The sequence below is a fragment of the Algicella marina genome (assembly GCF_009931615.1).
In the GTDB taxonomy this organism is placed as follows: Bacteria; Pseudomonadota; Alphaproteobacteria; order Rhodobacterales; family Rhodobacteraceae; genus Algicella; species Algicella marina.
Map to the genome: position 1 here is coordinate 1,849,804 of NZ_CP046620.1, position 22,815 is coordinate 1,872,618.

General features: G+C 59.9%; 20 protein-coding genes. 10 read left to right on the top strand and 10 right to left on the bottom strand.

Going from position 1 to position 22,815, the window contains the following annotated elements; translation table 11 throughout:
- Positions 1-24: 24 nt before the first annotated feature.
- Positions 25-1,002: a sialic acid TRAP transporter substrate-binding protein SiaP gene (locus GO499_RS09255; protein WP_161861930.1), complete on the bottom strand. Its 978-nt coding sequence runs from the start codon at positions 1,000-1,002 to the stop codon at positions 25-27.
- Between the two features lie 200 nt (positions 1,003-1,202).
- Between GO499_RS09255 and GO499_RS09260 the strand changes: the two genes are divergently transcribed.
- Positions 1,203-1,982, top strand: coding sequence for a GntR family transcriptional regulator (locus GO499_RS09260; protein WP_161861931.1), 780 nt, complete (start codon positions 1,203-1,205; stop codon positions 1,980-1,982).
- A 435-nt stretch (positions 1,983-2,417) separates the two neighbouring features.
- Here the strand turns inward: GO499_RS09260 and iolB are convergent, their stop codons facing one another.
- The 8 genes from iolB to GO499_RS09300 form a co-directional block, all read right to left on the bottom strand.
- Positions 2,418-3,224 carry a 5-deoxy-glucuronate isomerase gene (gene iolB / locus GO499_RS09265; protein ID WP_161861932.1) on the bottom strand — a complete coding sequence of 269 codons (807 nt, stop codon included), beginning with the start codon at positions 3,222-3,224 and terminating at the stop codon, positions 2,418-2,420.
- A 5-nt stretch (positions 3,225-3,229) separates the two neighbouring features.
- A complete protein-coding gene (iolE, locus tag GO499_RS09270) occupies positions 3,230-4,135 on the bottom strand; it encodes a myo-inosose-2 dehydratase (RefSeq protein ID WP_161861933.1) in 906 nt (301 codons plus the stop codon).
- A complete protein-coding gene (iolD, locus tag GO499_RS09275) occupies positions 4,135-5,964 on the bottom strand; it encodes a 3D-(3,5/4)-trihydroxycyclohexane-1,2-dione acylhydrolase (decyclizing) (protein WP_161861934.1) in 1,830 nt (609 codons plus the stop codon). The genes iolE and iolD overlap by 1 nt, the downstream gene beginning before the upstream one ends.
- Positions 5,965-5,969: 5 nt before the next feature.
- Entirely contained in the window at positions 5,970-7,880 is a 1,911-nt protein-coding gene (locus GO499_RS09280) for a bifunctional 5-dehydro-2-deoxygluconokinase/5-dehydro-2-deoxyphosphogluconate aldolase (protein WP_161861935.1), read from the bottom strand.
- A gap of 190 nt (positions 7,881-8,070) precedes the next feature.
- A complete protein-coding gene (locus tag GO499_RS09285; protein ID WP_161861936.1) occupies positions 8,071-8,892 on the bottom strand; it encodes an ATP-binding cassette domain-containing protein in 822 nt (273 codons plus the stop codon).
- 1 nt (position 8,893) lies between these two features.
- Positions 8,894-10,003: an ABC transporter permease gene (locus tag GO499_RS09290; RefSeq protein WP_161861937.1), complete on the bottom strand. Its 1,110-nt coding sequence runs from the start codon at positions 10,001-10,003 to the stop codon at positions 8,894-8,896.
- A gap of 87 nt (positions 10,004-10,090) precedes the next feature.
- Positions 10,091-11,011: a substrate-binding domain-containing protein gene (locus tag GO499_RS09295; RefSeq protein WP_161861938.1), complete on the bottom strand. Its 921-nt coding sequence runs from the start codon at positions 11,009-11,011 to the stop codon at positions 10,091-10,093.
- Positions 11,012-11,138: 127 nt separating this feature from the next.
- Positions 11,139-11,969 carry a MurR/RpiR family transcriptional regulator gene (locus tag GO499_RS09300; protein ID WP_161861939.1) on the bottom strand — a complete coding sequence of 277 codons (831 nt, stop codon included), beginning with the start codon at positions 11,967-11,969 and terminating at the stop codon, positions 11,139-11,141.
- Positions 11,970-12,051: 82 nt separating this feature from the next.
- Between GO499_RS09300 and GO499_RS09305 the strand changes: the two genes are divergently transcribed.
- The 3 genes from GO499_RS09305 to GO499_RS09315 are packed head-to-tail and all read left to right on the top strand — an operon-like array spanning position 12,052 to position 14,956.
- A complete protein-coding gene (locus tag GO499_RS09305) occupies positions 12,052-13,164 on the top strand; it encodes a Gfo/Idh/MocA family protein (protein ID WP_161861940.1) in 1,113 nt (370 codons plus the stop codon).
- 13 nt (positions 13,165-13,177) lie between these two features.
- The gene (iolG, locus tag GO499_RS09310; protein WP_161863899.1) at positions 13,178-14,179 is read left to right on the top strand and encodes an inositol 2-dehydrogenase; all 1,002 of its coding nucleotides are present in this window, start codon (positions 13,178-13,180) and stop codon (positions 14,177-14,179) included.
- Positions 14,180-14,182: 3 nt separating this feature from the next.
- Entirely contained in the window at positions 14,183-14,956 is a 774-nt protein-coding gene (locus GO499_RS09315; protein ID WP_161861941.1) for a TIM barrel protein, read from the top strand.
- A gap of 576 nt (positions 14,957-15,532) precedes the next feature.
- Here GO499_RS09315 and GO499_RS09320 read toward each other — a convergent pair.
- Positions 15,533-16,399 carry a helix-turn-helix domain-containing protein gene (locus GO499_RS09320; protein ID WP_161861942.1) on the bottom strand — a complete coding sequence of 289 codons (867 nt, stop codon included), beginning with the start codon at positions 16,397-16,399 and terminating at the stop codon, positions 15,533-15,535.
- Positions 16,400-16,587: 188 nt separating this feature from the next.
- On the opposite strand from GO499_RS09320, the gene GO499_RS09325 reads away from it, so the two are divergent.
- From GO499_RS09325 to GO499_RS09350, 6 genes are all read left to right on the top strand, one after another.
- Positions 16,588-17,826, top strand: a complete 1,239-nt coding sequence (locus tag GO499_RS09325; RefSeq protein ID WP_161861943.1) for an amino acid ABC transporter substrate-binding protein — start codon at positions 16,588-16,590, stop codon at positions 17,824-17,826.
- An 89-nt stretch (positions 17,827-17,915) separates the two neighbouring features.
- Positions 17,916-18,779, top strand: coding sequence for a branched-chain amino acid ABC transporter permease (locus GO499_RS09330; protein ID WP_161861944.1), 864 nt, complete (start codon positions 17,916-17,918; stop codon positions 18,777-18,779).
- Positions 18,779-19,696, top strand: coding sequence for a branched-chain amino acid ABC transporter permease (locus GO499_RS09335; RefSeq protein ID WP_284154953.1), 918 nt, complete (start codon positions 18,779-18,781; stop codon positions 19,694-19,696). Before GO499_RS09330 ends, GO499_RS09335 begins: the two co-directional genes overlap by 1 nt.
- Positions 19,693-20,421 carry an ABC transporter ATP-binding protein gene (locus GO499_RS09340; protein WP_161861945.1) on the top strand — a complete coding sequence of 243 codons (729 nt, stop codon included), beginning with the start codon at positions 19,693-19,695 and terminating at the stop codon, positions 20,419-20,421. The genes GO499_RS09335 and GO499_RS09340 overlap by 4 nt, the downstream gene beginning before the upstream one ends.
- A complete protein-coding gene (locus GO499_RS09345; protein WP_161861946.1) occupies positions 20,414-21,124 on the top strand; it encodes an ABC transporter ATP-binding protein in 711 nt (236 codons plus the stop codon). The genes GO499_RS09340 and GO499_RS09345 overlap by 8 nt, the downstream gene beginning before the upstream one ends.
- Positions 21,125-21,136: 12 nt before the next feature.
- Positions 21,137-22,588 (top strand): aldehyde dehydrogenase, encoded by a 1,452-nt coding sequence (locus GO499_RS09350; RefSeq protein WP_161861947.1) that lies wholly within the window; start codon positions 21,137-21,139, stop codon positions 22,586-22,588.
- Positions 22,589-22,815 lie beyond the last annotated feature (227 nt).

Consider the following 22,815-nt stretch of genomic DNA (forward strand, 5'->3'; position numbering starts at 1 on the left):
CAGCCTTTCTTTGTCGGGTTCTGTTTACTGCCCCAGCGCCTGGAGGCGCTCGTACATCTCGAGTGTGTAGGGTACCTTGCTTTCGTCGGTGACGATCGGTGCCACTGCTTCCTGAAAGGCGGCCTTGTCGACTTCGTTAATTTGAATGCCTTCGTCGATGAACCACTGCACCAGGTCTTGCTCGGACTGGTTGATCTCGTCCGCACATTTGGCGGCGGCTTCCTTCATCACTTCCTCGAGCGTCGCGGCATCCTCCCCGGTCACGCCCATCGCAGTTTCCGACACGATGATTATCAGCGAGTTCCCGATATGGCCGGTCAGGTTGATGTTCGACTGGACCTCGTAAAACCGCTTGAATTGAATCGTGGGCAGCGGGTTCTCCTGTGCATCGACCACGCCCTGCTGGAGTGCCAGATAGACTTCGGCGAAGGCAATGGGCGTGGGGTTGGCACCTACCGCGTTCGGGAACATCACCATAACCGGGCTGTCGGGCACACGGATCTTGAGTCCCTCCATGTCTGTCGGCTTGGAGATGGGGAAGTTCGAAGTCACATGACGGTACCCATACCAGGTAATTGCCATTACCGAATGGCCCGTCGCCTCGCGGTAGCCTTCCGAAAGTTCCTCAAACAGGTCGCTGTCCCGGTAAGCCTCCCAGTGTGCGTAATCGCGCAACATGAAGGGGTAATCCGATATGGCTATCGGACCATAGTCTCGTTCTGCGAAGTTCGGTCCGGTGTAGATAATATCAACCGATCCCAGGGTCAGACCCTCGTTGATATCACTTTCGTTGCCGAGCGAAGATGCAGGAAACACCTCGATATTGACCCTGCCTTCGGTGCGGGTGGAGACTTCCTCGGCCGCCCAGAGTGCCCATTTGTGGTAACTGGAATCTGTCTCGTAGACGTGAGCCCACTTCAGGTCGGCAGCAGAAACTGACCCGACCCATACTGCACCGACCGCCGCGCAGGCGACAATTGTCCTCAGTGTTCTTGCAATCATTGTTTCCTCCCTGGTTCACCGCCGTTCCGGCTGTTGATGGCTTCATGGTTAGCTGAAGGATTTCTAGTATACAAGATATATCAGTTGTATTGAGGACCTTGAGGATGCTCTGGCAGTCGGTAACTTCGGGTGTTATCGACCTGTGCAGGTGCTGGTCGACGTGGCCCGCCCGATGAAGGACCGCCACTCCAGGTGAGACGATGACGAAGGAAGACAGGCCACACGCCCCCAAAGCGCGAAAGCAGCGCAGCCGTAACGCACCACCCGCGCCGTCGAGGCGAGAGCGGCTGCGGACCAGCCGCGTTTCAGATGTCATCTACGACGACCTGCGCTCTGCAATCATCAGAATGGATCTTCGCCCCGGCGATCCAGTGGTTGAGGCTCACATCAGGGACCGCCACGGCGTCAGCCGCACCCCGGTGCGCGAGGCTGTATTGCGCCTGGCCGAAGAAGGATTGGTCGACGTTGTCTCCAAATCGGGAACGTTCGTGAGCAGGATTCCCCTCGTTGCCCTGAGAGAAGCCATCGTCGCCCGGCGCGCGCTGGAGGCGGTGACTTGTGCCGCCGCAGCTGAGAGGGCTTCGGAAAGCGATGTCATGAGTTTGCGGGCAATTGTCCAGCGTCAAAGAGAACGAGCAGAGACCGGCGATCTCGAGTTCTTTCACGATGCCGACGATGCGTTCCACGCGGAAGTCGCCGCCATCGCCCAATATCCGGGCCTCTGGACAATGATCAGTAATATCCGGGTGCAGGTTGAACGCTATCGCCGGCTGACATTACCACAGCCCGGCCGCATGAAAATGGTGGTGCAGGAGCACGCTGCCGTTGTCGATGCCATTGCCGCACACGACGCCGAGACGGCCGTGAAGGCCATGCATGTTCATCTGGACAAACTTCAATTGGACATTTCGATCTTCCGCGACCTTTGGCCGGAATGCTTCATCATCGATTTTCCTATCGACAACCTGGCGGCCGAATAGGGATAGTGAAGTAGCGGTAGCTTGGAAAGGTCGGAAGGTAGCGGTACCCTCGGTGCCCCGTTCAAATTGATGCCGATACAGGCTTCCGAATACTGAGTTTGCGGGTGATATGAGGCACCAAAGGCCACGCGAGCATTTCGTTCGCGGCACCTATCGCACCCATGCCCTGCCCCTCAGCTCGCGACATCATGAGACAGTCCAATACGCAAAAGCCTCCCTATTGGTGATCTCTGCCTCCGAAACCCCGACACTCAATTGCGTTAGAAAATCCGGGTCTTGTGGAACCGAAACTTGCCACGAACAAGTAAACTTCGCCCCCCGCTCGTTGGCAGCTACCTGACAAAGAGTCGTGAAAGCTCAAGCGTTGAGGCCATGTGCGAGATTGTGGAGCCGATCGTTCGAGGGAAACGTTGACTGATGGCTGTGTCCCGACACTTACGCATCACGCTTCATGATCCACTCGACCGGAGGCGCCGGCACGAAACGCCATTTGCGCAGCGGGCCAGCCATGACGTTGAGGTAGTACATCTCAAAGCCATAGGGGGCGCCACATGGGTGGTGGCCGCGTGGCACAAGAACCACATCTTCATTAGAAACCGCCATCGTTTCGTTGAGTTGCAGATCATCCGTGTAGACGCGCTGGATGCCAAAGCCATCTGCCGGGTTGAGACGGTGGTAGTAGGTTTCTTCCAAATAGGTGATGCGGGGATAGTCGTCCTCGTCATGGCGGTGGCTTGGATAGGAAGACCAGTGACCGGCCGGGGTGAAGACTTCCGTCACCAGCAGGCTGTCGGCGTAATCCTCGTTCTCCATCGCGATGTTGTTGATGTGGCGGGTGTTTGTGCCCTTTCCGCGCGTTGCCAGGGATATGCCATCCGGGCCGATGCGGCGCGCCGCGTGGCCGCCCATGCCCGGGGCGGAACACACGGCAAGCACGCAATCAGTTTCGGCTGTGGCATCCCACTCAGTTCCGTTCGGTAGGTAGAGGCAATGCGGGGGCGTCTTTTCGAAGACATTCATCCGCTCGCCCAATACGCCCCAATCCTGCCCTGCCCCTTTTATGGCCGCCCTGCCCTCAACCATGACAAGGATGACCTCTCGGTCACCGGTGGCTTCGGCGGCGCTGTCGCCCGCCCGCAATCGATAGAGCGAAAATCCCACGTATCGCCAACCGGCGCTTTGCGGCGTGATTTCGTGTACCTTGCCACGGGTGCCGAAGGGTTTGCGCAGAAGATCTGTCATGGGTCTCAACTCTCTATTGTCAGGCCGGAGCGGGTGCAGATTGCTACGATGTGGTCGTAGCCGAGCTTTGAGTACTCGAAGGGTGGCGCCTTGCCCGGGTCTTGCTCGGCCTCGACGACGATCCAACCGTCGTAGTCCATCGCCTTCAGTCGATCGATGATGGCCGTGAAATCGATGCAGCCGTCCGGGTCGCCCGGCACAGAATAGACCCCGGAGGCTACCCCGTCGAGGAAGCTGCGATCCTCGGCATGGACCCAATCCAGAACCGGCTGCCTCACATCCTTGAAGTGTACGTGATGAACGCGGTCGGCCCACTTGTCCAGAACTGCCAGCGGGTCGGCGCCGGCGAAGTGCAGGTGGCCGGTATCGTAGAGTAATGTCAGCGCCGGATCGCTGCCCTCCATGAGCCAGTCGATATCTTCGGCATCTTGCACGATCGCCCCCATGTGGTGGTGGTAGGATAGTACAACGCCTTGATCGCGCGACCATTTGGCCAGTTCCGAGAGTTTCGCGGCATAGCCCGTTACCTCCTCGCGGCTCAACTTGGGGCGTTGGCTGACCGGCCGGGCGATGTCGCCCTGAATTGTATTGGAGCATTCCGCGTAAACGATACACGGTGCTCCGAGGGAAGCGAACTGCTCAACCTGGCCCCGGATCGCGTCCTTCTCAGTTGCGAGGTCATTGACCAGCAGGTTGCCCGAGCACCAACCGCCGCACAGGCTCACACCATAGCGGTCAAGGTAGGCGCGCAAACCTTCGGTGTCGGCGGGCATCCGGCGCCCGCGTTCCACGCCGCTGTAGCCGATGCGCGCGGCATCCTGCATCGCGCCTTCTGTGGTGTAATCCCTCGTAAGGTCCGGCAGGTCGTCGTTCTGCCAAGCGATCAGGGAGATGCCGATCTTCACAGCCATCAGTCTGCCCTCTGTGTCTTTTTGCTGGTCTCGTAATTGGTGCGGGCAGCTTTGACCTCGTCGCGCTCTGACACTTCCGGCACGCCCACGTCCCACCAGGTTCCACCGTGTTCAGTCGACGGATAGGGATCGGTGTCAATCACAATCACGTATGGACCTGTTGCCTCGCCGCGCTTCGCCAACGCTGCCTCCAGTTCGGCGATCGAGCCGACCTTGACCGAGACCGCACCCATCGACTCGGCGTGCTTTGCAAAGTCTATCGACGACGGCGTCTCGTGGATCGTGTGTTCGAGAAGGTTGTTGAACTCGGCCCCGCCGCAGCCCATCTGCAGGCGGTTGATGCAGCCGTAGCCTCGATTATCGGTCACGACCACGGTAAAGGAGATGCCCATCATCGCCGCCGTCGCCATCTCGGAATTGGCCATCATGTAGGTGCCATCGCCCGTGAAGCAGATGACGTCGCGCTCCGGCGCGGCCATCTTGATGCCCATGGCACCTGCGATCTCGTAGCCCATGCAGGAGAAGCCATACTCCATGTGATACGAGCCCGGCCTGCCGGCCTTCCAAAGCTTGTGCAATTCGCCCGGCATCGTACCGGCGGCGCACATCACGACCGTATCCTCATTAGCGGCACGCTGGACGGCGCCGATCACCTGCATATCGGTAGGCAGTTCATTGCCTTGCGGGGCGGCGGTCAGGGGGTCGACCTTGCCGAACCACTCGTCCTTGAGCCCGTCGGTCCGGGCCGGCGAGATGTAACCTTCCAGTTCCTTGTCCAGTTCTTGCAATCCCTTAGCCGCATCGGCCAGCAAAGGCACCGCACCGTGCTTCATCGCGTCATAGGCCGCGACGTTGAGCGAGATCAGCCTGCGCGCCGGGTTGGCAAACAACCCCCAGGAACCTGTGGTAAAATCCTGGAACCGCGTACCGACGCCGATGATAACGTCCGCTTCGGCGCAAACGACGTTGGCCGCCTCGCCGCCAGTGACGCCGATTGGGCCGAGATTTAGCGGATGATCCCAGAGCAACGCCGATTTGCCGGCCTGGGTCTCTGTCACCGGGATGTTGTGCGCTTCGACGAAGTGTGCCAAGTCCTCGGTCGCGTCCGCATAATGTACACCGCCGCCGGCGATGATCACCGGCCGCTCGGCTGCGCGGATCATTTCCGCCACAGTGGCCAATTCCGCCTCGTCGGGGCGGATGCGACGCTGGCGCCAGATCTTAGGCTCAAAGAAGCTCTCGGGATAATCGTAGGCCTCTGCCTGCACGTCCTGACAGAACGACAGGCAGACCGGGCCGCACTCCGCCGGGTCGGTCATCGTGCGGAATGCTCGCGGCAGTGCGGTCAGCAACTGTTCTGGTCGGGTGATCCGATCAAAGTATCGGGTCACCGGTTTGAAGCAGTCGTTCACCGTGATCGTCCCGTCCCCCCAATCCTCGACCTGTTGCAGCACCGGGTCGGGACCACGGTCAGCAAAAACGTCGCCGGGAACCAGCAACACTGGCAGCCGGTTCACATGGGCCAGGGCTGCTGCCGTCACCATATTGGCAGCCCCCGGCCCGATGGAGGATGTTACCGCCATTGCTTTGCGGCGCCCCAATTGCTTGGCATAGGCGATGGCGGCATGTGCCATCGTCTGCTCGTTATGGCCGCGCCAGGTGGGAAAGCTGTCCTTGTTAGCGTGAAGCGCCTCACCGATTCCAGCGACGTTGCCGTGTCCGAAAATCGCCCAGCAGCCTTCGATGAATCTCTCACCGTCGCCGTTTTTCTGCGCCGCAATATAGCGTATCATAGCCTGGGCGGCGGTCAGTCGGATCGTCTTTTCCATCGGCTTTATCCCATGTTCCGGCGGGCTTCGGCCCGTGCCTTGTCCCAGATGACGCAAAGGCGGGCGTAGTTTTCGGCCATCTCCGTCACCGCTTCCCCGTCTGTGATGGTACCCGTAAGCCAGTTGCGCGCGGCATTGCCAAAGATTGTGCGGCCCACAGCAAAGCCCTTGACCAGCGGCTGTTTCGCCGCAAGCGCGAAGCTCGCTGCAAGCTCGTCTTCCGGCGCGTCGAGTCCGAGGACTACGATACCACGCGTGCGGGGATCGTTGAATTCGATGGCGCGGGCGGCATTTTGCCAGGCGGCTTCGGTCTTGAACGGCTCCAGCTTCCACCAGTCGGGATACACACCCGCGTCGTAGAAGGTCTGGATCAACTTGGCAGAGGTCTCGTCATCCACGGGTCCGACCTTGGACGGGATGATTTCCAGCAGGAACTCCAGGTTGTTTCGCCGCGCGGCAGTGAACAGTCGTCGGACGCGATGGATATGCGCGTCCATCGTTTCCCGGTCGTCGTCCGGATGCACGAAAATCAGCAGCTTGACCACATTCTCCCGTGGCCATTCGCGAAACCGCCCGAAGTCTTCGCCGAGGTCTGTTTCGAATTCGATGGGGCGCGAGCCGGGCAGTTCGGTCGGCCGCCCGATCCAAAGGCCCGTTCCGCTGGCTCGGTGCAGCGCCGACCGCCCGATCCGGTTGTCGCAGAGGATGCCGTAGCCCGACTGGCCGTCCTGCACCGTGAGCGCAGCGTCGAGACAAAGTTCCTTGAACCGGGCGCCCTTTTCCAGCGTGTAACCGTCCATCTCCTCGAGTTGGAGGCGGTGGTCAAACGCGAAAGTCTTCACGGTTGACCAATCGCCCTGACGGTTTGTTGCCCAGTGCACCTGCTCCAGTTCAACGTCGTTGCGCAGGTCGGGACGCTTGATGCCGCGCTTGAAGAAAAACTGCAATTCCTCCCAGCTTGGATAAGCCGGGGTGCATCCATGGCGGCTGACTGCGAAAGCACCGCAGGCATTGGCGTATTTTAGCGCCGTGGGCCAGTCCTCATCATCGAGCCACCCCTTCAGCAAACCCGACATAAAGCCGTCCCCAGCTCCGAGAACGTTGAAAACCTCAATAGGAAAGCCTGGACCAGCCTCGCCATCGTCGAGGCTTTCCGGCACCTCGCCGGTAAATGCCACAGCGCCAGCTGCGCCGCGCTTGCACACCAGCGTTGCCCCCGACACCTGCCGGACCTTACGCAGCGCCGCGATGGTGTCTGTGGTACCGCCCGCGATGTGGAATTCTTCTTCTGTACCAACGATAAGGTCGAAGAGATGCAGCGTCGATTGAAGTTTGGCCGTGACCGTTGCGGATTCGACGAAACGGCTCTCGCCCTCACCGTGGCTCGCGACGCCCCAGAGATTGGGGCGGTAGTCGATGTCCAGCGCGGTTCGCATCCCGGTTTCCCGCGCAAGTGTGAGCGCCTTGAGTGTCGCCGCCTCCACCTGGGGGTGGGACAGATGTGTGCCTGTTGCTACTACGGCGCGCGCAGACCGGATGAATTCAGGATCGATATCGGCGACCGTCAGCCCCATGTCGGCACAGTTCTCGCGGTAAAAGATCAGCGGAAACTGTTCCTGGTCGCGGATGCCCAGAAGCACCAGTGCAGTCAGCCGGTCGGGATCGGTCTTGACCCCATCGACATTTACGCCCTCGCGCACCAGTTGCTCGCGGATGAACCGGCCCATGTGTTCGTCTCCGACGCCAGTGATCACAGCCGATTTCAATCCCAGCCGTGCCGTACCGCAGGCGATGTTGGTTGGCGAACCGCCGATGTACTTGTCGAATGAGCCCATGTCCTCAAGTCGGCCGCCGATCTGCGCGCCGTAGAGATCCACCGAGGAACGACCGATGGTGATGAGATCAAGCTGCTTCATTTTTCCGACCTTTCGTTATCCATTCGCTCGCCAGGATCGAAATCCGGTGACGCGGTCGACGGTCCCGCATTGCTATACCTGTCAGCCCGGGACCGGTTCATCAGATGACCGTTCCAGGGAGGCACTTCCGCGCCCCGCCTGTTCGGGGCGGGAATTGTGATCAGCAGACAGGACGGTTTGCGTACCGGCGTCAGACGGTTCCACCAAGCGAGCCTTCCAGCTGGGCCATTTCCTGCCCACCCGCCATCAGATCCTGAAGCTCTTCAGGGGTGATCTCGCCACGTTTGGCTGTGCCTAGAGTCTTGCCGCGGTTGAGGACGGTGAACCTGTCGCCGACGGCCAGCGCGTGTCGCACGTTATGGCTGATGAAAACGACTCCGACGCCCTGTTTTCGTACTCGGTCGATGGTCGCCAGAACGTTTGAGGTTTGGCGAACACCAAGAGCGGAAGTGGGCTCGTCGAGAATCAGGATCTTCGCGCCAAAATAAACCGCGCGAGCGATTGCTACCGTCTGCCGTTCACCGCCCGACAATGTGCCGACGGCCTGGTCCGGGGCGCGCAGATTGATGCCCATCTGGCGCATGGCCTCCGTGGTGGCGGAGTTCATCTTGTCGTAGTCCATCCGCTTCAGCGGACCTCTGCCGACAACCGGTTCGCGACCCATGAAAAAGTTACGCGCGACGCTCATCAAAGGGATCATGGCAAGGTCCTGGAACACCGTTGCGATTCCGGCCTCCATCGCATCGCGCGGGCTCTCGAAATCCATGTTCTTGCCTTCAAACAAGATTTCGCCCTTTGTCGGTTTGTGCACGCCCGACATCGTCTTGATGAAGGTGGACTTGCCGGCCCCGTTGTCACCCAGCAGGCAGTGGCATTCTCCAGATTTCACATCGAAGCTTACGCCAGCCAGAGCGATGATGTTTCCGAAGTGCTTTTCGATGTTTTTCATCTCGACGATAGGCGCGGAATCCGCCGACACGTCGCCGTGGTGGAATGTGCTGTCTTCGGTCATCTTAACGCTCCCCCGTCACGCGTTTGCGAATGGCGTTGTTGAATAGAACCGCAATCAGAAGCATGCCGCCCAGGAACACCTGGAACCAATCCTGATCGAAACCGGTATAGGTCAAGCCGATGACCACCATCCCGAAGATGATCGCTCCGAAAAAGGCGCCGATTGCCGAGCCATAACCACCCGTAAGCAAACAGCCACCGATCACTGCGGCAATGATGGCCTCGAATTCCTTCTGGAAGCCACGGCGCGCATCGGTCGAACCAGCGTCCATCACCGTGATGATCGCCACCATGGCCGCACAGCAGGCCGTCACCATGAAGAGAGAAATCTTGACCTTCTTGACGGGAACACCTGAATTCGTCGCGGCGTTGGCGTCACCGCCAGCAGCGAAAATCCAGTTGCCTACTGGTGTTCGCAGCAACACCCAGGTTGCCAGCAGGGCGATGATGAGAAACCAGAGAATCTCCACCGGAATCCCGGGCACCTTGGGCGAACCGTTGTTGAAAGTCTCGACCCAGCCTTTATCGGCGAGCCAAGCGAACAATCCCGGAAACGCATCGCCGGAGAAGAAAGGAACCAGCCAGTCGCCTTCGGTCGCATCGCGAACCCCGCGAAGCTGCGTCGACCCGCCGGTGGCGAGTTTGAGGCCGACCAGCGAGAGACCACGCAGAATGAACAGAAAGGCTAGGGTCACGATAAACGACGGTAGTCCCGAGCGGATGACAATGAAGCCATTGATCGATCCGACCAGCGCCGCGAACACGAAAGTTGCGGGAATGGCAATGATCAAAGGCAAACCGATGGTCACCGTTGCGGCGGCGAAGAAAAGACCGGCAAAGGCCACCATTGATCCGATGGACAGATCGAACTCTCCGCCGATCATCAGCAATGCCGCACCGATGGCGAGAATGCCGAGTTGTGCTGCAGGGGTCATGAAATTCATCACGCCGGAAAGCGTGAACATCGCGCTATCAGCGGTGATGAGAAAGAAAATTGTAACAAGAAAGACGCCGGCGATCGCCCCGAGTTCGGGTCGCTTCATGAGGCGGGCGCCGAAGCTTTCTAACTTCAGCCGTTCGTCGGCGACAGATTCAGGCGTAGTATCCGACATTTTAGAATCCTCCGGTGACCTGTGCGATTTGAATGGGCCGTGGCGTGGGTTGACGCCACGGCCCCGCTTGCGGTCAGGTTTTGTGGCTTAGCGGATGCCTTCGGCCGACAGTTCGATCACCTGGCCGGCCTTGTCGGCGGTGACGAGGTTCGGCCCCGATGCGACGTCGCCACCCGGGATCAGCCCGTATTTGGCATGAGCCGCGAGGAAGACGACCGGCAGATAGCCCTGCAGGAACTGCTGCTGGTCGATTGCAAAGGCGGCATCGCCCGCAACAATTGATTCCAGGAAGCTCGCTGACAGATCGAATGACGCGACAAGGATCTCGCGGCCTGAGGCCTTCGCCGCAGCGACAGAGGGCTCACCCGCAGTGCTGGCTCCAAGCGCCATTACGGTGTCGATGCTTTCGTCTGATGCCAGTGCGGCCGCGACTTTGGATTCGATTTCGGTCGGATCGTTCGACGTCGGCAGAACCGTCACGGCGCTACCGAAGCCCTCCTCGAAACCGGCACAGCGCTGGTCCAGTGAGACGTTGCCGACTTCTTGGTTAACACAGATCGCGGTGCTTCCGCCCATTTCGGCCAGTTTTGCGCCAGCCGCTTTTCCCGCGTCAAACTCTGACTGGCCGACATGAAGCGCTGCACCCAATTCACTAGCAACGTCCGAACCCGAGTTCATCGAGATGACAGGAATACCTGCGGAGATGGCGCGCTCAATCGACGGCCCAAGTGCATCGCCGTCCGGGATCGATACCACCAGTCCATCGGGCTCCTGGTTCACGGCTGCGTCGATAAGCTGGCTCATGGCGACCATATCGAAGGTCTCGGGTGCGCGATAATCGACGTTTGCACCGGTCTGCTGGGCGGCCAGATCGACACCATTTTTCACGACGGACCAGAACGGGTCATTGGCCTGACCGTGGCTGACGACAATGATGTCCTGTGCCAGCGCCGGCGCAGCGAATCCGAGAGCCGCGGCGAATGCGGCAGTTTTGAATATTTTTGTCATGATACCTCCCATTTACCTGTGTTGGGGCCTCCCCCTTCGAGCGCGACGATTGCCGTGCGCTCACTCCGTCGCATCATCTGACGCAAAACGGAATAAATATTCCATTACTGGCGAATCGACACTTCTGTCAACCCGGTTGGCGAAGTGCCTTGATAGCGACAGCCAGAGCAGTGGTGAGAGCCATGGACGCATTGGGCGCCCGAAAACCGCCGACTTCGGCCTCGCGCGCCATCAAAAGGTCGGAGGCACTCTCGGCCAACGGACACTGCTCGCTGTCTGTCAGTCCAAAAACTGTAATTCCACGCTCCGCCACCCGCCCGGCAAGGCGCACCGTCTCTTCAGAGAACGGCGCATAGGTGACCGCGAAAAGGACATCACCCTCGAGAATTGATTTGTCGGAATTGAGCATCCCAGCACCGAAATGCAGTGCCGCGGGAACGCCCAACTGGTCGAGGATATACGCCATGTTGCTGACAACCGAGAACGCCCGCCGGAGGCCTACGAGATGCACAACCCGCGCCTCAGCCATACCACGAGCCACCCGGTCGATGGCATCGTGTGTCACCGTATTCCCAAGTGAAAGCAGTGATTTATGCCCCGCTTCAGTAAAGTCCGCCAGCAGGCGACTGGTTCCAAGCGCCCCCTCCTCACGCAGACTCGCAAGGCGCATCTCGTAATTGGGTCGAAGCTCAGTGTACTGCGCCCGAAACAGCGCCTGCATCTCCGAGTAGCCCGAGAAGCCAAGAACCTGGCAAAACCGCATATAGACTGAGGGGGCTACCTCGCAGGCGTGAGCCATTTCAGACACCGTAGAAACAGCGATGAGATGCAGGTGACGCCGCGTGAAGTCAGCGCACTGTTTCAGCCGCTTTGGAAAACCATCAATTGAAGCGTCAAGCTTTTCCAGCAGATCAGCGACGCTGCCCGGGGCGCCCTCGAAGGAGTTTTGCTCATTCATACTTATCTCTTATCTTGACAGACGCAGCCTAACATCTCATTCCGATAATGGAACAAAAATTCCACTCTTGGGGAGAATCATCATGCTGGGCTTTGGCCTCATCGGTACCGGCTTCATGGGAAAAGCGCACGCACTCGCGTATCGCACCGCGTCTGCGGTCATGGGCGACATCCCCGGTGTGCGTCTCCAAACGGTGTGCGACGTGCCGACGGATCGGGCCGAAGCGATGGCAAGGCAGCTTGGCTTCGCGCGCGCCACCGACAATTGGCGGAATGTTATCGACGATCCGGCGGTGGACATCATCTCGGTCACAACGCCGAATGCGCTGCATCATGAGATGACGCTCGCCGCCATTACGGCGGGAAAGCATATCCATTGTGAAAAACCGCTCGCACTCACGCTAAAAGAGGCTGAAGAGATGGCGGACGCCGCCCGTGCTGCGGGAACACGCACTATGGTCGGCTACAACTACATCCAGAACCCTGCCGTGTTGCACGCACAAACGCTGATCAATTCCGGGCGAATTGGACGTGTCGTTCACTTTCGTGGCTGTGTCGATGAAGACTATCAGGCAGATCCGGACCTGCCTTGGACATGGCGCGCACGTCGCGCCGACGCCGGTCTCGGAACGTTGGGTGATTTGGGCTGTCACCTGGTGTCCATCGCCCACACGCTGATGGGACCGATCAACAGCCTGATCGCCGACACCCAGATTATTCATAAGTCCCGCCCCCTGCCCGACGGATCGGGTCGGGCGGAAGTCGAAAACGAAGATACGGCCTCGGCGATCGTGCGCTTTGCCAATGGGGCGCAAGGGTCGATCTGCTCGTCGCGCTCCGCTTGGGGCCGGAAGAACAAGCTCGATTGGGAAGTCCACGGCACCGCCGGAATGATTGCATTTAGCCAAGAGCGGCTGAATGAGTTGCAACTGTATCTTAACGAAGGCCCCAAGTCCGAGCAGGGCTTCCGCACAATCCTTACAGGACCAGAGCATCAGCCTTATGGTCAGTTCTGCCCGGCACCTGGCCACCAACTCGGTTTCGGCGATCTCAAGATCATCGAGGTCGCACAGTTTATCCGCGCTATCGTCGAAGGCCGCGAAGCCTTCCCCAACTTCACGGACGCGCTCGGTTTCGAACGCGTCATCCATGCCATCGATCAATCGGCCCGCGATGGACGCCGCGTCGAACTTTGAAAGGAAGCAAAGCATGAAAGTAGCACTTTTCGGCGCGGGTCGGATCGGTAAGGTCCACGCTGCCTCGATCAAGATGGATCCTCGGTCGGAACTCGTTGCGGTCACCGACGTCATGAGTGATGCGGCCGAGGCGCTCGCCCGCGAACATGGCATCGAAGCGCGCTCGCCAGACGCCATTCTTTCCGATGCCTCCATTGATGCGATCCTCATCGCATCGTCGACCAACACCCATGCCGATCTGATCGAGGCCGGCGTAAAGGCCGGTAAGGCGATTTTTTGTGAAAAGCCCATCGACCTGGATCTCGCGCGTGCTCTTGAGATCCGGAAGATCGCTGCCGGTCATAACAAACCGATGATGATGGGCTTCAACCGTCGTTTCGATCCGAACTTCGCCGCGGTAAAAACCGCACTCGACGCGGGAGAGGTTGGCAAAGGCGAACTGCTCGCCGTCACTTCCTACGATCCCGCGCCGCCGCCGGTGAGTTACATCAAGGTGTCCGGCGGCCTTTACCGAGACATGATGATCCACGATTTCGACATGTGCGCATTCCTGTTCGGGATGCCGGCACAGGTAATGGCGCATGGTTCATGTCTCGTCGATCCCGAGATCGGTGTCGCGGGCGATGTGGATACGGCCATTGTCGTTCTGACTTACGCCGACGGACGACTCGCAACGATCCGCAATTCGCGGCGCGCGCCCTACGGCTACGATCAGCGTGTTGAACTGCTCGGGTCGGAAGGCATGCTCGCCGCCGAGAACGAGATCGAGAATACGCTGGTCAAGTCCACATCTGCCGGCGTCGTGTCCGCCAAGCCGGTCTATTTCTTCCTCGAGCGTTACATGCGAGCCTACGCGATCGAATGGTCGGCGTTCGTTGACGCATGCGTGGACGGGAAAAATGTCCCCGCGACGATTCAGGACGGCGTCAATGCGCTGGCCCTGGCCGAAGCCGCAAACCGGTCACGCGTGGAAGGCCGCCCGGTCGAGCTCAACTCGATCATGACAGGAAACTGACGAATGGTCTTTACTCTGGCTGCATGCGCCGAGATGCTCTGGCGCGACAGGCCGATCGAATGGCGGTGCACAAAGCTCGCCGAAATGGGCTTTCAGGTCGGTCTCTGGAACTGGCCGGATCATGATCTTGACAAGCTGGCCAAGTCCGGCGCGACGTTCTCGATCATGAATGGCTATCTCGAGGGTCGGCTCGCAGACGACGAGGGTGCCGACGCGCTCCTCGCGTCGGCACGCGACACCGCCAAGATTGGCAAACGGCTCGGCGTCGCGCGTCTGAATCTTCACGGAACAGGTCTCGGAGAGGGTGGCCGCCCGGTTCTCGCGGAAGTTGCCACACCGCTAAAGTGGGTGAAAGCGCTGGATACGCTGAACCGGATCTGCGACCTCGCCGAGGAAATGGACGTTGTCTTCACGCTCGAGAACTTGAACCTGCCGGTCGATCACGCAGGGGTTCCGTTTGCTCGGGCGGAAGAAACATTGGCTCTTGTTTCCGCAGTTAGTCGTCCGCAACTGCGACTTAATCTGGATCTGTACCATGCCCAGATTGGCGAGGGGAACCTGATCGAGTTGTGCCGAGCTTGCCTGCCATGGATCGGCGAAATCCAGGTCGCCGACGTGCCCGGCCGGTGTGAACCGGGAACCGGTGAAATCAACTACGCCGGAGTCGCAAAAGCGCTGAAATCTATGGGATACACCGGCCCGATCGGGATGGAGGCTTTTGCTTCGGGTGCCCCTGAAGACGCATTGTCCGCATTTAAAGCCGCTTTCTCTGCCTAGCGTAGCCATGGCCGATACTCATTACGTTCGTGTTGATGCCGGCCATGAGCGTGGTTTCGGTGTCGTCCCAGACACTTGGCCGGGATTGCGTCGCAGGCGGCGGCGACCTCCGTCATAGTGGCTGTACGGCCGGCGTCAGGGGTTAGGATAACGTCGGCACAGACCAATCCATCGCGTGCTGTGGGCGAGCCGAGCCGAATGCATCACGTAATGAAAACGCCGTTCTACGCTGGCATCGCGAACAGCGCACCTGCCGCATTCCCTGTCCTTGTTGCATCGTTGTTGTTCAGAACACGATTTCATGAATTGCTTGATTCACCCAAACTGAGATTGAGGGGCAGTTTGAGCCCGAACTTAGCCAGGCGGCAAATCTAAGAAGTTCGGTCGTCTCACAGAATTTTTCTCAAACACGCGAGAGTCCGCGCTCGCGGCGAGATGTCAGTGGTTCGCAGTGGTGATAATTGTGGGGCGAAAAACTACTGGCACTGAACCTCGTCCCCACTGCAGATGGCTGCAACCGCCTTCGTTACAATTTCAAATGCCCCGCCAGTTGTTGGCAAAGAGGCGCTGCACAGCCTATGGCCATTCAGCGAAGGAGACTTCCTTCGTACGCGTACGATAAAGCGGGGTGTAGGTGCGGCGGAATTGCGCGGGAGCGAGGCTTGCGTGGCGGCGAAAGAAACGCGTGAAATATGCGGCGTCGCTGAAACCGAGTTTATATCCAACTTCGGCTACTTGGAGGTTGGTTGTGATCAGTAGTGCCTTTGCTTCTTCCATTAAACGTCGCTGCATGTGTTGATGCGGAGGTATGCCGATTGCGCGGTGTACAGCTTCGTTCAGGCGGTCGCGCGACACGCCAATGCGGCGAGCGTACTCCGCCACTGTCCAGTGATTTTGCAAGTGCAGTTCCACCAAATTTAGAAAGCTATCGGAGATACGATGCGGCTGGGGCTCGCTTGCCTGAAGAGGCGGTGCGGCGGCCCGCCAAATTTCGATCATCAGAAGCGAAACGCAATGGTGCAGAACGGTTTCGTTTCCCGGTGCCAAAGTACGCAACTCGCTCTCGATCTTGTCAAACAGCACAACGAAGGATTGCATCATCGGGGGTGTTATGTCGGACAGAAAGATGCGGCGGCTGACCACTTGGCGGACATGGGCCGAGATCACGTCGGTCGGCAGCGCACGGCCGAGGGCGCGTTCAGGCATACGGATCAGAAATCCCCTCGTGCCTGCGGCCAGTGTGATCCGGGTCGACCAGCCCGTTGGGGACCAGATTAGACAAGGTCCAGCCACGTCCCGTTCGACCTCATCGGAAACAAATGCGCCACGGCCCGCTTCCAGAATCACAAAGGTCGCGCGACCGCCCGAAGTGGCAAATTCGGTCTTGGTCAGCGCACTCTTGATGCGCTCTGCCTGGATAGTCTGACGCTCTAAAGACTGCAATTTCGCTAGTTACCTGTCAGCAGTTCCGTCAAAAGTACAATTATATCCCCAAAATGTCTATTATCCTAAGTGTCGCCGCAACTTAGGCTGACGGCATTCACCGCACTGAGAACGGCGGGGATCTGGAGACCGTGTCGATTTGACTCAAATGGGCCACGGTATCCTGATAATCATTGGGAGGGAAATAAATGAACAAAACGCTCTTCGAGGCGGCCCGATTGACGCGGCGCCAGACGGCTTGTGCCCTCGCGGCACTTGCCATCGCGGTCGGTGCGCATGGCGTTGCGGCACAAGATCGCGACAAGGTGACCATCGGATACGCGATATCCAAGTCCGGCCCGAACGCTGGCGGTGCGGACATGACTGTCACACCCAACTATGAATTGTGGGTTCAGGAGGTGAATGCCGCAGGTGGCCTGACACTGCCCGACGGCAGCCAGTTGCCGATCGAAGTCATCGCCTATGATGATCGATCTTCCGCTGAGGAGGTGGTCCGCGCAGTCGAGCGTCTGGCCACACAGGACGAGGTGGATATCATCCTGCCGCCCTGGGGCACCGGTTTCAATCTTGCCGTCGCACCGCTGATGGCCAAGTTCGGTTATCCCCATCTGGCTGGTGCTGCCGTCACCGACAAGGCTTCGGACTTCGTCGAGCGCTGGGACACTAGTTTCTGGTTCATGGGCGGCAGTGTCGATTACGTTTCTGCGTTTACCGACATACTCGTGGCTGAGCGCGAGGCCGGTCGTATCAACGACAAGATCGCCATGATCTCGGTCGCGGATGGCTTTGGCATCGATCTGGTCAAGGCAGCGCGGCCTAGCTTCGAGGCCGCTGGTTTTGACATCACCTATGACAAGAGCTTTCCGCCGGAGACCTCGGACTTCGCTACCATTCTGAACGAGGCCGCGAACTCCGAGGCGGACACCTTTGTCGCCTTCACCTATCCGCCACATACCTTTGCGCTGACGAAGCAGGCCAAGGTCGCGAGCTACAGCCCGCCGGTGTTTTACCTCGGCGTGGGAGCCGGCTTCCCGGTCTATCCGGGCATCGCCGGTGGATCTGTCGAAGGGGTGATGAGCCTTGGCGGGATCGACCCGGACAACGAGCTGAACTCGGCCTACCGCGCCAAACACGAAGAGATCGTGGGACGCGCGCCTGATTACTGGGGCTCGGTGCTGATCTATGCCTCGCTCCAGATGCTGGAACAAACCATCGAGCGGGTCGGTCTGGACAAGTCCGCAATCGCCGACGAACTGTCGACCGGCACATTCTCGACCGTGCTGGGCGAAGAAACCCGGCTGGAAAACAACCAGTTGCGCGCGATCAACTGGGTAGGTCAGTGGCAGGATGGTCAGTTCGTGGCGGTATCCGCCGAAGGGGGCGGAGGCACGGTTGCGGCTGAGTTGCCCAAGCCTGACTGGGAATGATCCTCGTAGCGTGAGCAGACAACTTTCGGGTCGGAGTGCGGCGGCTGAATCCGCCGCCTCCACCCGCCTCCAACAAGACCGGAGCTTCCATGCTTGAACACGTCGTCAACGGCCTCGTGCTCGGCGGCACATATGCGCTTGTCGCAATGGGGCTGACCATCCAGTACGGGATCGCCCGGATCATGAACCTAGGTTTCGGGGACATGATCATCGCCGCCTGCTTCGCCACCTACGTTCTGTCTACAACTTTATCGATCAACCCGATCGTCTCACTGCTGATCATCGTGCCGGCGGGCTATGCCGTCAGCGATGTTATTTATCGCGTGTTGATGAAGCCACTGGTGGATCGCGCGCCCGACGATGGCGCGCTGGAGGTCGACAGCATCCTTGTCACCTTCGGGCTGCTCTTCGTGATCCAGGGCGTTCTGCTGGCGATCTTCGGTGGCGGCTACACCAGCTACAGCTTTCTTAACACGCCGGTCAACGTTCTGGGCACCGTGGTCGCAGGCAACCGGCTTCTGGCGCTGGTCCTGAGCCTTTTGATCGGCGGTGCGTTGGTCGTTATCCTGTTCCGCTCCCGCTGGGGCATGATCCTGCGTGCCGTCGCCTTGGCACCGCACAGTGCGCCTCTCTTCGGCATCGACACCGATCGCGCCGCGCGGACCGCCTTTGCCATCGGCGGTGCCATGGCCGCAACCGGTGGCGTGGTCGTCTCGATGTTCCAGACCTTTACCGCGACCGCGGGGGTCGTGTTTACGATGAAGGCCCTGATCGTCGTCATTCTTGGCGGCAAGGGCAGCGTGCCGGGCGCCATCGTCGCCGGGCTGCTGCTGGGTCTCGTCGAGACCTTCGTCGCTGCCTATGTTGACCCCGGCCTGACGCTGGCCGCTGTCTACACCGTGTTTCTCGTGCTGCTGCTGGTGCGGCCGAACGGCCTGTTTGGAAAGGCGTGATGATGAAGACTTCGCATGGTTTCGCCCTGGCCGGTATTGCGATCATCCTGCTGGCGATCGCACCGCTGATCGTATCCGACTATTGGACAGGCGTCCTTCTGGGCATGACCGGCTATGTAACGTTGGCCACTGCGTGGGCGCTCTTCTCCGGCCCGACGCGCTACATTTCACTGGCGACAGTGGCTTTTTTCGGGGTCGGCGCCTACACGGTCGCCGTTCTGAACGAGGCCCTGCCCTATCCGCTTGTGCTCATCTGTGCGGCGGGGATCGGCATGGTCATGGCGCTTGTGGTCGGCCTCTCGACGCTGCGCCTAGCCGGGGTCTATTTCGTGATCTTCACCTTCGGGCTGGCCGAGCTGGTGCGCCAGACCGTCAGCTGGTGGGAGGTCAACGTGACCTACACCATGGGCCGCTACGTGTTCTTGCCGTTCGAGGGGCGACACATCTATTGGCAGCTTCTCGCTCTGGCTGTCGTAACCTTCCTGATCGCATGGACAATTGGGAGGTCGCGAATCGGTCTGGCGCTCAAGGCACTTGGCGATGACGAAACCGTAGCCGCCCATGCCGGTGTAGACGTGACCCGGATCAAGCTCCTGCTATTTGTCATCTCGTCCACGATCATCACCCTGGTCGGTGCCATCCAGGCCCCGCGCTGGACCTACATCGAGCCCTCCATCGTCTTCAATCCGACGGTCAGCTTCATGACGCTTATCATGGCGCTGTTGGGCGGGGCGATGCGGCTCTGGGGGCCACTGGTGGGTGCGGTACCGCTGTTCCTGCTGTTCGAATGGCTCTCCGTCAGCTTCCCCGACCACTTCTCGATCATCCTCGGACTGCTCTTCATCCTGATCGTCTTCGTCATGCCAAATGGCGTTCTGGCCAAAATTGAAGATCTGCGAAAGCGAGGCCGGGCATGAGCAAACCGCTTGAAATAGCCAGGCTGCACAAACGCTTCGGCGGGCTGGTCGCGGTCAGGGACGTGTCGTTCAAACTGCAATCCGGCGAGGTTGTGGGCCTTCTGGGCCCGAACGGCTCGGGCAAGACGACCGTGCTCAACATGATCTCGGGCGCCCTGCCCTGCGATGGCGGCACGGTGCGCATTGGCGACACCGACATCACCCGGATGAAGCCCCACAGGGTGGCAAAGCACGGCGTCGCCCGTACCTTTCAACTCGTCCGCCCGCTGCCCACCCTGAGCGTGGCCGAGAACGTGCTGCTGTCGCTGGCCTTCGGTCACAAGCGGTACTGGGGCCGCGAGGCGCGCGCGCTGGCCGAAGAGAAGCTGGCCTTCGTCGGGCTGGCCGGACGTGGCGACGAGCAGGTCGGCAATCTCACATATATCGACCAGAAACGGCTCGAAATGGCTCGCGCGCTGGCTTCGGAGCCTGATCTGCTGCTGCTCGACGAATGGCTGGCGGGCCTAAATCCCTCCGAGTTGCGCATCGGCATCGACCTCGTCCGGCACCTGCAGAGCGAGGGCATGACCGTGCTGCTGGTCGAACACATCATGGAGGCGGTGCGTGCGCTCTGCTCGCGCTGCATCGTGATGAGTGCGGGCGAAAAGATCGCCGAAGGCCCCTCGGCCGAGGTGCTGCAAGACCCGGCTGTCATCAAGGCCTACCTGGGGGACGACCATGCTTGAACTGAAGGATGTGACCGTTCGCTATGGCAAGCATCTAGCGGTGGACGGCGTCAGCTTTGCCATCGCTAAGGGCGAAGTTGTCGTTGTCCTGGGTGCAAATGGTGCGGGCAAGTCATCCCTGCTAAAGGCCATTGCCGGGATGGTCCCGACCTCCGAAGGCTCCGTCGAATTGAATGGTGAGACCGTGACCGGCGTGCCGGCCTACACAGTGACAAACCGGGGCATTGCGCTGGTGCCTGAGGGGCGCGCCATCGTCGGACGCATGTCGGTTGAGGAAAACCTGCGACTTGGCGCGACTCCGCAACGCGCCCGCGCCTCGGAAGAGAAAACACTCTCGCAGGTTTTCGACATCTTTCCCCGGCTGGCCGAGCGACGAAAGCAACTTGTGCAGACCATGTCCGGCGGCGAACAGCAGATGGTCGCCGTAGGCCGTGCAATGATGTCGAAACCTGAATTTCTGCTGCTGGATGAACCGAGCCTTGGCCTCGCTCCGATCGTGGTGGGTGACATGTTCAAGGCGCTGGCGCGGGTGCGCAAAACCGGAGTGGGGCTGCTGATCGTCGAGCAGAACGTGAAGATCAGCCTGCGCCAAGCAGATCGCGGCTACCTACTCGAAGCGGCTCGGATAACAGGTTCGGGCACGTCGGAAGAATTGATGAACGACAGGGCCGTCAGACACGCCTTTCTTGGCGGCGAGATGTAAATGGAGAAGAACATGAGCGTTTTGGACCTACTGATCGAGGGCGAAAAAGTGCAGGCCGAAGATGGCCGCACCTTCACCCGCAACAATCCTCTGACCGGCGGGGTGGCGACCGAAGCCGCCGCAGCAACGGTCGCCGATGCCAACCGCGCCGCCGATGCTGCCGCGCGCGCCTTCCCCGAATGGTCCAGTACCGGCCCCGGCGAACGGCGTCGCCTTCTGCTGGCGGCGGCGGACAATCTCGAAGCGCGCGGGGGCGACATTGCCCGCGCCATGGCCGAAGAACTGGGGGCCACCGCCGCCTGGTCGGGGTTCAACGTCATGCTGGCGGCGGGGATGCTGCGTGAGGCGGCCTCGATGACCACCATGATCAAGGGCGAAGTCATCCCGTCAAACCGCCCCGGCTCCATGGCCATGGCCATCCGCCAGCCCGCCGGTGTGGTGCTGTCGATGGCGCCGTGGAACGCGCCGGTCATCCTTGGCGTGCGATCAATCGCCATGCCATTGGCTTGCGGAAATACCGTGGTGATGAAATCCTCCGAACTCTCGCCCCGCACCCATGCGCTGATCGTCGAAGCGATGCAGGAAGCGGGCCTGCCCAAGGGCGTGCTCAACGTGCTGTCCAACGCGCCCGACAATGCCAGCGAGATCGTCGAAGCCCTGATCCGCCACTCCGCCGTGCGCCGGGTGAACTTCACCGGCTCCACCCGAGTTGGCCGGATCATTGCAAAACTCGCGGCCGAAAACCTCAAGCCGGCGCTGCTGGAACTCGGCGGAAAGGCTCCAATGATCGTGCTCGACGATGCCGACCTCGATGCAGCAGTCGCCGCCGCCGCCTTTGGCGCTTACATGAATCAGGGCCAGATCTGCATGTCGACTGAACGGCTCGTGGTGTTGGCCTCAGTAGCAGATGCATTTGTCGAGAAACTTGCCGCCAAGGTCCGCAGCCTGACCGTGGGAGACCCGCGCGAGGGAAACACCTCGCTGGGTTGTGTCGTGGACAAAGGCGCCGTAACCCGGATCATGAGCCTTGTGCGCGATGCCGAGGACAAAGGCGCGACAATCCTGGCCGGCGGGCATACGGATGGCGTCCTCATGGAAGCGACCCTGATCGACCATGTCACACCTTCGATGCGCATCTATTCCGAGGAAAGCTTCGGCCCGACCGCGTCAGTGGTCCGCGTGGCCAGTGTGGATGAAGCAGTTCGCGTGGCGAATGACACCGAATATGGACTGTCAGCCAGCATCTTCGGACGAGACACCGTGCGAGCTATGAATATCGCCAAGAGAATCGAAAGCGGTATTTGCCACATCAACGGCCCCACCGTACATGACGAAGCACAGATGCCCTTTGGAGGGGTCAAGGACTCCGGCTATGGCCGTTTTGGTGGCATGGCCGCGATCGAGGAATTTACCACCCTGCGCTGGATCACAGTTCAGGACGGACAACCTCATTATCCGATTTAAGGGGAGTTTTTGTTCGATCTTGAAGGTAGAAACTGTGTGATAACCGGCGGGGCTAAATCGTTTGGACCGGCGGCGGCGCGACGCGTGGGAACGTTCTTGCCTGACCGTCCAAACCACCAATTGCGTCAATATCGCTTACAGTCCGGACATCTTACGCCAACATGGTGCACTGCCGGGCGCTCAGGTCAGGGGATCACTCCCGACGCGAGGACTCTTGGGCAAAAACT